Source organism: Caballeronia sp. (genome assembly GCF_028292365.1).
Lineage (GTDB): Bacteria > Pseudomonadota > Gammaproteobacteria > Burkholderiales > Burkholderiaceae > Caballeronia.
On the sequence record NZ_JAQGMM010000096.1, the window covers coordinates 1 to 10717 of the forward strand.

At 60.4% G+C, this 10717-nt stretch carries 13 protein-coding genes; all 13 read left to right on the forward strand.

Annotated elements, in window-relative coordinates; genetic code table 11:
• Positions 1–17 precede the first annotated feature (17 nt).
• The 13 genes from JWR14_RS06010 to hisG all read left to right on the forward strand — a co-directional run bounded on the left by JWR14_RS06010 (position 18) and on the right by hisG (position 10558).
• Positions 18–830, forward strand: coding sequence for a thiazole synthase (locus JWR14_RS06010; protein ID WP_299703058.1), 813 nt, complete (start codon positions 18–20; stop codon positions 828–830).
• Between the two features lie 2 nt (positions 831–832).
• Entirely contained in the window at positions 833–1894 is a 1062-nt protein-coding gene (thiE, locus tag JWR14_RS06015; protein WP_299703087.1) for a thiamine phosphate synthase, read from the forward strand.
• 117 nt (positions 1895–2011) lie between these two features.
• A complete protein-coding gene (locus JWR14_RS06020) occupies positions 2012–2830 on the forward strand; it encodes an ABC transporter ATP-binding protein (protein ID WP_277035367.1) in 819 nt (272 codons plus the stop codon).
• Positions 2827–3594: a lipid asymmetry maintenance ABC transporter permease subunit MlaE gene (mlaE, locus tag JWR14_RS06025; RefSeq protein ID WP_299703063.1), complete on the forward strand. Its 768-nt coding sequence runs from the start codon at positions 2827–2829 to the stop codon at positions 3592–3594. Before JWR14_RS06020 ends, mlaE begins: the two co-directional genes overlap by 4 nt.
• Before the next feature lie 118 nt (positions 3595–3712).
• Entirely contained in the window at positions 3713–4279 is a 567-nt protein-coding gene (mlaD, locus tag JWR14_RS06030; protein WP_299703065.1) for an outer membrane lipid asymmetry maintenance protein MlaD, read from the forward strand.
• Between the two features lie 91 nt (positions 4280–4370).
• A complete protein-coding gene (locus JWR14_RS06035) occupies positions 4371–5276 on the forward strand; it encodes a VacJ family lipoprotein (RefSeq protein ID WP_299703067.1) in 906 nt (301 codons plus the stop codon).
• 123 nt (positions 5277–5399) lie between these two features.
• On the forward strand, positions 5400–6029 hold the full coding sequence (locus tag JWR14_RS06040) for an ABC transporter substrate-binding protein (RefSeq protein ID WP_299703070.1): 630 nt from the start codon (positions 5400–5402) through the stop codon (positions 6027–6029).
• Complete coding sequence (locus JWR14_RS06045) at positions 6026–6295, forward strand: STAS domain-containing protein (protein WP_299703073.1); 270 nt, start codon at positions 6026–6028, stop codon at positions 6293–6295. The genes JWR14_RS06040 and JWR14_RS06045 overlap by 4 nt, the downstream gene beginning before the upstream one ends.
• A 210-nt stretch (positions 6296–6505) precedes the next feature.
• Complete coding sequence (locus tag JWR14_RS06050; RefSeq protein ID WP_299703076.1) at positions 6506–7432, forward strand: ABC transporter ATP-binding protein; 927 nt, start codon at positions 6506–6508, stop codon at positions 7430–7432.
• Positions 7429–8184, forward strand: a complete 756-nt coding sequence (locus tag JWR14_RS06055; protein ID WP_299703078.1) for an ABC transporter permease — start codon at positions 7429–7431, stop codon at positions 8182–8184. The genes JWR14_RS06050 and JWR14_RS06055 overlap by 4 nt, the downstream gene beginning before the upstream one ends.
• Positions 8185–8223: 39 nt before the next feature.
• On the forward strand, positions 8224–8463 hold the full coding sequence (locus JWR14_RS06060; protein WP_299703080.1) for a BolA family protein: 240 nt from the start codon (positions 8224–8226) through the stop codon (positions 8461–8463).
• A 137-nt stretch (positions 8464–8600) separates the two neighbouring features.
• A complete protein-coding gene (gene murA, locus JWR14_RS06065) occupies positions 8601–9869 on the forward strand; it encodes a UDP-N-acetylglucosamine 1-carboxyvinyltransferase (protein ID WP_299703082.1) in 1269 nt (422 codons plus the stop codon).
• The gene (gene hisG, locus JWR14_RS06070) at positions 9866–10558 is read left to right on the forward strand and encodes an ATP phosphoribosyltransferase (RefSeq protein ID WP_299703085.1); all 693 of its coding nucleotides are present in this window, start codon (positions 9866–9868) and stop codon (positions 10556–10558) included. The genes murA and hisG overlap by 4 nt, the downstream gene beginning before the upstream one ends.
• The last annotated feature ends 159 nt before the right edge of the window (positions 10559–10717 follow it).

Consider the following 10717-nt stretch of genomic DNA (forward strand, 5'->3'; position numbering starts at 1 on the left):
CTAACAGGAATCGAATCATGACTTCCACCATCACCACCGCCGATACCCTCACCCTCTACGGCACGTCGTTTCCGAGCCGGGTGCTGCTGGGGACATCGCGCTATCCGTCGCTGCAATCGCTGTCGGAATCCATCGATGCCGCCCGTCCCGGCATGGTCACCATCGCGTTGCGGCGCCAGTCGAACACGGGCGAAGCCGGTTTCTTCGATGTCCTCAAGCGTCACGGCGTCGCGTTGTTGCCCAACACGGCCGGCTGCCAGACCGTGGACGAAGTGCTGACCACGGCGCGCATGGCCCGCGAACTCTTCGATACCCCTTGGCTAAAGCTCGAACTGATTGGCGACGACTACACGCTGCAGCCCGATCCGATCGGCCTCGTGGAAGCCGCTGGAATACTGATCCGCGAAGGTTTCAAGGTGCTGCCGTATTGCACGGAGGATCTGGTGATCGGCCGGCGCCTGCTTGATGTCGGCTGCGAGGCGTTGATGCCATGGGGTGCGCCTATCGGAACGGGGAAAGGTGTGACGAATCCCTATGGATTGCGCACCTTGCGCGAACGGTTGCCGCACGTGCCGCTGATCGTTGATGCCGGTCTTGGCGTGCCGTCGCACGCGTGCCAGGTGATGGAGTGGGGTTTTGACGGCGTGTTGCTGAACACGGCTGTTTCACAGGCGACGTTTCCGCCGCAGATGGCGCGCGCATTTGCGCTGGGCGTCGAAGCGGGGCGGATGGCTTATCTCGCCGGGCCAATGGCCGAGCGTGATAGCGCACAAGCGAGCACGCCGGTGGTCGGCATGCCGTTCTGGCATCAAGACGGGAGTGCCGCATGAGTATGGTGTTGCTGGATAAGGAAGGTTTTTGGCCGCCCGCCGATGAACTGCTGGAAGCCGCGGAGCGAATCCGGCGGCGGCTGGGCGAGTGGCCGGCGGCATCGAAGTCATGGCGAATCTGCTTAAGCAAGCCGGATCATCCGCGCTCGGGCGATTTGATCGTGGGCGCAGCGGTCGAGCCGCTACCCTCGGGAGTCGGACGTCTGGAGGTAGAAGCGGGCCGGGCGACGCTGTATCTGGATAACGTCGACTATGCGCTGGAAGGCGAATGGTCGGACGATTGGCCGGCCGCGCTGGCCGCATTCCTCGATTGCGGTTTCGAACCGCACGATGCCCTTGTGCTGGCGTTCGCGTGGCGTCCGGCCAATCTGGATGAACTCGACGCGTGGCCCATCGATTTTTCTACGTTTCCGAAGGTCGCGAACTTGCCGGCAGCGCCTTCGAAACCGTTTCCCCCTTGTCCGGACAGGCTGGGCCTGTATCCCGTCCTGCCGAGCGCTGAGTGGGTCGAACGGGTTCTCGACCATGGCGTCCAAACGGCGCAATTGCGCCGCAAGACCACCGATTCCGGCGATTTGAACCAGGAAATCGAACGGTCGGTGGCAGCGGGGAAGAAGCACGAGGCGCAGCTTTTTATCAACGATCATTGGCAGGAAGCCATCAAGGCTGGCGCGTACGGCGTGCATCTCGGACAGGAGGACGTGGAGACGGCCGACCTGAACGCGATCGCCGAAGCGGGCCTGCGCCTTGGCCTGTCGACGCATGGCTACTATGAAATGCTGAAGGCGCTGCATTTCAAGCCCAGCTACCTCGCGCTCGGCGCGGTGTTCCCGACCACGACGAAAGTCATGCCAACGGCGCCGCAAGGTCTTTCTCGTTTGGCTCGTTATGTGCGCTTACTGGACGGCATCGTGCCGCTCGTTGCAATCGGCGGCATTAACGGCTCGGTTTTGCGACAAATTATGTCAACCGGTGTCGGAAGCGCCGCAGTCGTGCGGGCCGTTACAGAGGCGCCCGATCTGGCAGCGGCCATTTCTGCGCTGCAACACGAATTCGGGCGATAATGCCCCGGATTCGGAAAAAAGTTCAGCCCGTTAAACCAGTCGAAAGGGACCGCCACGACACCTGTCATGCAGAGGCCCTATAATTCGGCCTCTTGTGTAAAAGGATTGTCAGCCTCCGTGTCAGCTTCTCCCGAGACCTTGCTAGAGCTTCGCGACGTCGATTTCGGCTACGGCGACCGGCTCGTATTATCGAACCTGAACATGCGCTTCAAGCGTGGTCAGGTCGTGGCTGTCATGGGCGGTTCCGGCTGTGGCAAGACCACGGTGTTGCGCCTGATTGGCGGGTTGGTGAAGGCTAAGCGCGGCCAGGTGTTGTTTGGCGACAAAGACGTCGGCACCCAGAATCGCGATGGTCTTTATGAACTTCGCCGCAAGATGGGCATGCTGTTCCAGTTCGGCGCGCTGTTCACCGACCAGTCAGTATTCGATAACGTCGCGTTTCCGCTGCGAGAACACACCGATCTCCCCGAGGAACTCCTGCGCGACCTCGTGCTGATGAAGCTCAACGCGGTCGGTTTGCGTGGTGCGCGCGATCTCGCGCCATCGGAGATATCAGGCGGCATGGCTCGTCGCGTGGCGCTTGCCCGCGCCATCGCGCTGGATCCCGAACTGATGATGTACGACGAGCCGTTCGCCGGCCTCGATCCCATTTCGCTCGGCATCACGGCGAACCTGATCCGCACGTTGAACAGCGCGCTCGGGGCCACGTCCATCCTGGTGACGCATGACGTGCCGGAATCGTTCGCCATTGCTGATTACGTGTATTTCATTGCGAACGGCGGCGTTCTGGCTGAAGGCACGCCGGCGCAATTGCGGGCGTCCCAGGAACCGTCGATCAGGCAGTTTATCGACGGTACACCGGACGGGCCGTTCAAATTTCACTATCCAAGTACGACGCCACTGGCGGCGGATTTTGGGCTCGGAGCAAAGCCATGATCAGCGCCATCGGACGCACGGTGCTCGGCAGCTTCGGCACCATTGGCTACGCCACGCGCATGTTCCTGCGCCTGGTCGTCGAATTTTTCCCGTTGATGCGCCGGCCGCGCCTCGTCACGAAACAGATCCTGTTTGTCGGTAACTATTCGCTGCTGATCATCGCAGTTTCGGGCTTGTTTGTCGGTTTTGTGCTCGGTTTGCAGGGTTATCTCACCCTTAACCGATACGGCTCCGAGCAAGCGCTCGGCCTCCTGGTCGCGCTCTCGCTGGTACGCGAACTCGGGCCGGTGGTGACCGCGTTGCTGTTCGCGGGCCGCGCGGGGACGTCGCTGACGGCCGAGATCGGCCTGATGAAAGCCGGCGAGCAGCTCACCGCCATGGAAATGATGGCGGTCGATCCGCTCAAGGTGGTAGTGGCCCCGCGTTTCTGGGCGGGCATCATCGCCATGCCTGTTCTGGCTGCCATCTTCAGCGCGGTCGGTATTTTCGGCGGGTATGTGGTCGGCGTGCTGATGATCGGCGTGGATTCGGGCGCGTTCTGGTCCCAGATGCAAGGCGGCATCGACGTCTGGAGCGACGTGGGCAACGGCGTGGTCAAGAGCCTGGTGTTTGGCTTTGCCGTCACGTTCATCGCGCTGTTCCAGGGGTATGAGGCCCAGCCGACGCCGGAAGGCGTGTCACGCGCGACCACGAAAACAGTGGTGTACGGCTCGCTGGCCGTGCTCGGGCTGGATTTCCTGCTGACCGCGCTGATGTTCAACTGATTACTCCGGGCCGGCCCGCGACGCTCTTTGCGTGGCGTTTCGGTTCACCGGTTCGTGGACGTTGTGAAGGGCACAGTCCTTCACGCAAAAAACTGCGACAAGATTCTTTGGGAAGACGATGAAAAAGACTGCTGCTCTCGACTTTTGGGTCGGCCTCTTCGTGGTGCTGGGTTTCGTGGCGCTGTTATTCCTTGCGTTGAAGGCGGGCAACATGAGTTCGCTGTCGTTTCAGCCGACCTACGCGGTCAAGCTGAAATTCGACAATATTGGCGGGCTGAAGCCGCGTGCTCCGGTGAAGAGCGCGGGCGTGACGGTGGGCCGTGTGAATTCGATCGGTTTTGACCAGAATACGTATCAGGCGTTGGTCACGATCGACCTCGACAAGCAGTATCAGTTTCCGAAGGATTCGTCGGCGAAGATCCTGACGTCGGGCTTGCTCGGCGAGCAGTACATCGGCCTGGAGCCGGGCGGCGACGACCAGATGCTCAAAGCGGGCGACACCATTTCGATGACGCAATCGGCGGTTGTTCTTGAAAATCTGATCGGGCAGTTCTTGTACAACAAGGCGGCGGATTCGGGCGCCTCCAAGAACCCGGCAAGCTCTGCCGCACCTGCTGCAACCCCCGCTGCACCGGCATTTCCGGGTGCCGCGAGTGCGATGGGCGCGAGCGCGGCCGGTCAATAATCGTGAGCCGGGCAATTTCAGGCAGTCGAAGGCTGGCCGATCCCGCAGTGCGGGGCCGCCTTCGGGTCAGCATCAATAAGGAGAAAAAGAAATGCAGGCAATGCGCGTAAGCAGCGCGGCTGTGATGGTGGCGGTGCTTGCCGGGTGTGCAACCGTCACAACACCGACCAAGGGCGATCCGTTCGAGAGTTACAACCGGACGATGTTCACGATCAACGACAAGATCGATGAAGTCGCGCTCAAGCCGATTGCGAAGGGTTACGTGTACGTTACGCCGCAGCCGGTGCGCGACAGCGTCACGAACTTCTTTGGCAATATCGGCGATATTTATACGGCTGCAAACAACCTGGTGCAGTTGAAGATTGCAGACGGCGTCTCGGACATCATGCGCGTCGTGATGAACTCGATCTTCGGCGTGGCCGGCTTGTTCGACGTAGCGAGTGTTGCCGGACTGCCGAAGCACACCCAGGACTTCGGCTTGACGCTCGGCCATTACGGCGTGCCGGCGGGTCCGTATGTCGTGTTGCCGTTGCTGGGACCCAGCACGGTGCGTGATACGGCAGGTACGGTTGTCGATTATTTCGGCAGCGTGACGAGCTACGTAGAGCCGGGCTGGTTCCGCACTACGCTGTTCGGCGTGCAACTGGTCAACACGCGCGCCAACCTGCTTGGCGCCGGCGATGTGCTGTCAGGCGCAGCGCTCGACAAGTATTCGTTCGTGCGTAACGCCTATCTGCAGCGTCGTCAGTACTTGATTGGCGGCGACACCAGCGCGAGCGATAGCAATGAATCCCTGCCGAAGTACGAAGATGTAGGCAGCGGCGCGGCAGCAGGCGCGGCGCCTGCTTCAGCAACCACAGCGGCGCCTGTGGCTGCGTCGGGATCGGAAGCGGCTTCCGGTGCGGCTGCCGCGAGCGAGCCCGGCGCGACCTCAGTGCGGCCGGACCAAATGGTTCCGCCACGGATTCCGTCATTCCCGTCGTTCAGGCTGCGTTAAAGCGCGCAGGATGACGACCCGGTAATATAACGAAAGCCTTTTGATGGCCGAAAAGAGTGTGGAGGATGAACTCATGGTGAACACCACGCTCAAACCCAGGCCACTTTTTTTGCAGAGTCCGTAATGAAAAAACTATTTCTACTTCCCCTGTTTGCTGTGCTGATGGCGTTTTGTAGCGGCGCCTTCGCGCAGGCTGCCGACATGTCCACCCCGGACGGGCTGGTCAAGACGGTCACGTCGCAAGTGCTTGATCAGATCAAGGCCGACAAGCAGATCCAGTCCGGCAACATCACGCGCATCACGCAACTGGTCAACGAGAAGATCCTGCCTTACACGGACTTCACGCGGACCACGCGTCTCGTCATGGGACGCAACTGGAACACGGCTACGCCGCAGCAGCAGAAAGACATCGTCGAGCAGTTCAAGATGCTGCTGATCCGTACGTATTCGGGTGCACTCGCGCAAGTTCGCGATCAACAGGTCCAGTACAAGCCGTTCCGCGCAGATCCCACCGACACAGACGTGGTGGTGCGCTCGGTGGTGCTGAACAACGGTTCGCCGATCGAGCTCGACTATCGTCTGTACAAGACGCCTCAGGGCTGGAAGGTCTACGACATCAACGTGCTCGGCGCGTGGCTGATCCAGGCTTACCAGCAGCAGTTCAACGAGCAGATCCAGCAACACGGCGTTGACGGGCTGGTGCAATTCCTCACGCAGCGTAACCAGCAACTGGCGAACGGCAAGGCATCGTGAGTCGCTTCGAAACCGCCGCGACGCTCACGCACGAGAGCGCAAGAAGTGCGCTCGACGCGGGTTTGTCGCGGATCGCCGCGGGCGCGACCGAAGTCGATTGCGCGTCGCTCAAGCAATTCGATTCGTCGGCGCTCGCGGTCCTGCTCGCATGGCAACGCGCGGCAGCGGCGCGTGGCGCGGCGCTCGCTGTCGTCAACCTTCCCTCCGGGCTTGCCAGTCTCGCGCAAGCCTATGGCGTAGACACGCTCCTCACCTTCCGACATTGACCCTTTCCTGCTGAATTACCGGCGCGTTTCGATATCGATCGAACGCGCCCGCAGGGTTGTTCTGGACTAGCTAGCGGCGAACCTCTGCCGCGTTTGGCCTATAATCAACCGTTTTTTCGGCCTGCTATCCGCCTTTCAGCTTTGTAAAGACCGGTTCTGGTTCCGATCCGCACCCATCGAGGCGCAGCCCCCGCCGGCGCGCGCACTGTCATGTCAGCCATAGAAATACGCAACGTCAAGAAGCGCTACAAAGAGCTGCAAGCGCTTAAAGGCGTGAACCTCGTCGTAGAAGAAGGCGAGTTTTTCGGCCTGCTGGGTCCCAACGGCGCCGGTAAAACTACCCTCATCAGCATCCTCGCGGGCCTCGCGCGCGCAGATAGCGGAGCGATCTCCGTGCTCGGTCACGACGTGGTGACGGACTTTCGCCAGGCGCGCCGGTCGCTGGGCGTGGTGCCGCAGGAACTCGTCTTCGATCCGTTTTTCACCGTCCGCGAATCGCTTCGCATCCAGTCCGGCTATTTCGGCCTGCGCAAGAACGACGACTGGATCGACGAAATCATGGCGAATCTTGATCTCACCGAGAAAGCCGACGTGAACACGCGCGCACTTTCAGGCGGCATGAAACGTCGCGTGCTGGTCGCCCAGGCGCTGGTCCACAAGCCGCCGGTGATCGTGCTCGACGAGCCGACCGCGGGCGTCGATGTCGAATTGCGCCAGACACTGTGGAAGTTCATCTCCCGGCTGAATCGCGAAGGCCACACGATCGTGTTGACCACGCACTATCTTGAAGAAGCCGAGGCGCTGTGCGACCGGCTCGCCATGTTGCGTCGTGGCGAAGTCGTCGCGCTGGAACGGACCAGCACGTTATTGCAGCGGTTTGCAGGAATGCAGCTTTCGTTGCGTTTCACGCAGGGCGTATTGCCCGCTGAGCTGCGAGCGCTGGAAGTCGATCCGCGCGCGGCCTCCGGGACCAACCATTTGTTGCGGCTCGCAAGCTACGACGACGTTGAGCCGATTCTGGCGAAATGCCGCGCGGCGGGCTGCACGTTCGATGAAATCGATGTGCGCAAAGCCGATCTGGAGGATGTGTTCGTGCAGGTGATGAATGAGCCGGAAGTGATCGAGGGCCTTTCATGAGCGGCTTTCGTACCCTGTTCTACAAAGAACTCCTGCGCTTCTACAAAGTTGGGTTTCAAACGGTGCTTGCCCCGGTCATCACGGCGCTTTTGTACCTGATGATCTTCGGGCACGCGCTGACGAATCACGTCGAGGTGTATCCGGGCGTGGCGTACACGAGCTTCCTTGTGCCGGGCCTCGTGATGATGAGCGTGTTGCAGAACGCGTTCGCGAACAGTTCGTCGTCGCTGATCCAGTCGAAGATCACGGGCAACCTGGTGTTCGCGCTGCTGACGCCGTTATCGCACTGGGAAATGTATTTTGCGTATGTGCTTGCGTCTGTCGTACGGGGGATTGCGGTCGGTCTTGGCGTGTTTATCGTCACGGTGTGGTTCATTCCCATGAACTTCGCCGCGCCGTTCTACATCCTCGGTTTCGCGATCCTCGGTTCTGCCATTCTAGGAACCCTCGGATTGATCGCCGGCGTCTGGGCCGATAAGTTCGACCAGCTCGCGGCATTCCAAAACTTTTTGATCATGCCGCTGACTTTTCTGTCGGGCGTGTTTTACTCCACTCATACGCTGCCGCCGATCTGGCGCGAAGTGTCGCGGCTGAATCCGTTCTTCTACATGATCGACGGTTTCCGTTACGGCTTCTTCGGGCTGTCCGACATCAACCCGCTCGTGAGCCTTGGCATTGTCAGCGGGTTTTTCATCGTTCTGGCGGGAATCGCCCTGCGCTTGCTGGCAAGCGGTTACAAACTGCGTCATTGATCGTTATCCATCAATTCGCTTAATTTTCAGGAGACTTCCATGTTGCCGACTCCGGAACAAGTGAAGGAATACATTGCTGGCGGCCTCGTTTGCCAGCATGTCGAAGTAGAAGGCGACGGCCAGCATTTCTTCGCGACCATCGTGAGCGACGCATTCGAAGGCAAGCGGCCTATCGCTCGCCATCAACTCGTCTACGCGGCGCTCGGCGACCGCATGCGCGCGGAAATCCACGCGCTGAGCATGAAAACGCTGACCCCGGCCGAGTGGAAACCCGTCTGAGCAGCGTTCCGAACATTTGATGATGTCAACGCATCACCCGTAACCGACTGGCTGGAAATTTAGTGCGATTCACTCAAGACAACCGCGACGCCGATAACGGCGCCGCAGCAGGAAGCTCCGTAGAAGGAACGCCAAGCATGGACAAACTCGTGATTGTCGGGGGCGCGAAGCTCTCGGGCGAAATCGTTGTATCGGGTGCAAAGAACGCGGCGCTGCCCATTCTTTGCGCCGGTCTGCTTACGGCTGACGACGTGCATCTGGAAAACGTGCCCAACCTGCAAGACGTGCGCACGATGCTCAAATTGCTCAACCAGATGGGCCTGCGTTCGGAATCGGCGGACGGGAAGGTCTGGCTGAACGCATCGAAAGTCGACAATCTGGTGGCGCCCTACGAAATGGTCAAGACCATGCGCGCGTCCATTCTTGTGCTCGGGCCGCTGCTCGCGCGTTTCGGCGAAGCGAAGGTCTCGTTGCCGGGCGGCTGCGCAATTGGCGCGCGTCCGGTCGACCAGCACATCAAGGGTCTGCAGGCAATGGGCGCCGAGATCACGATCGAGCATGGCTTCATTGAAGCGCGGGCGAAGCGACTGAAGGGCACGCGCATTGTCACCGACATGATCACCGTCACCGGCACGGAAAACCTGCTGATGGCGGCCGTGCTCGCAGAAGGCGAAACGGTCATTGAGAACGCGGCGCGCGAGCCGGAAGTCAGCGATCTCGCGAATCTGCTCGTCGCGATGGGCGCAAAGATCGATGGAATCGGGTCGGATCGGCTGGTGATTCACGGCGTCGACAAGTTGCACGGTGCGCGGCATTCGGTCGTGCCGGATCGGATTGAAGCGGGCACGTTCCTGTGCGCGGTCGCAGCGACCGGCGGCGACGTGACGTTGCGCAACGTGAATCCGTCGTTGCTCGAAGCCGTGATTGAAAAGCTCCACGAAGCAGGTGTATCTATTGAGGAAGGCGAGAACTGGCTTCGCGTTCGGATGAACAAACGTCCGACGGCGGTCAGCTTCCGTACATCGGAATACCCGGCGTTCCCCACCGACATGCAAGCTCAGTTCATGGCGCTCAACACGCTCGCGACCGGCACGTCGCAAGCGGTGGAAACCATCTTCGAGAATCGTTTCATGCACGTGCAGGAACTGAATCGGCTGGGCGCAAGCATTACTATCGACGGTAATACGGCGCTCGTGACCGGCGTGCAGAAACTGTCCGGCGCGAAGGTGATGGCGACCGACCTGCGGGCATCGGCAAGTCTGGTGATCGCGGCCATGTGCGCGGAAGGCGAAACGCTGATTGATCGTATTTATCACCTGGATCGCGGCTACGACCGGATGGAAAGCAAGCTGACGGCGGTGGGTGCGAACGTGCGGCGCATCAAGGGTAGCGGGGGCGAGCAATGAGTTCGCTGCAAACTTCCCGGTCGCTGAGTTCGGTGCCGTCGAGCGCGATGTTGACGCTGGCGTTATCGAAGGGACGCATCTTCGATGAAACCCTGCCGCTGCTCGCCGCAGCCGGCGTGGAAGTGACCGAAGATCCCGAAACGTCGCGTAAGCTGATCTTACCGACCACGAACCCGAATTTGCGCGTGATCATCGTGCGCGCCACCGACGTTCCCACCTACGTCGAATACGGCGCAGCCGACTTCGGCGTGGCGGGCAAGGACGTGTTGATCGAGCATGGCGGCGGCGGTTTGTATCAACCGATCGATCTGAACATTGCGCGTTGCCGGATGTCGGTGGCGGTGAAAAACGGCTTCGATTACGACACTGCGGTGCGGCAAGGCGCCCGGCTGCGCATCGCTACAAAATATGTTGAAGTGGCACGTGAGCATTTCGCGGCGAAGGGCGTTCACGTCGATCTGATCAAGCTGTATGGATCGATGGAACTGGCGCCTCTGGTCGGTCTGGCCGACGCCATTGTCGACCTGGTCAGTTCAGGTAATACGTTGCGCGCGAATGATTTGGTCGAAGTGGAAGAAATCATGGAAATATCGTCGCGTCTGGTCGTCAACCAGGCCGCGCTGAAGTTGAAGCGCGCCGCGTTGAAGCCGTATCTCGATGCGTTCGAACGCGCGTCGGTCGGCGCGTAAAAAGCAGAGTCAAGCAGAGCAGGGCAAACAACCGGATACCAGCATGTCTATCAAGATTCGCAAACTCGATTCCAGCGCCAACGGTTTTCACACGGCGCTGCACGCGGTGCTCGCGTTCGAGGCGAGCGAGGATGAAGCCATCGAGCGCTCGGTCGCGCA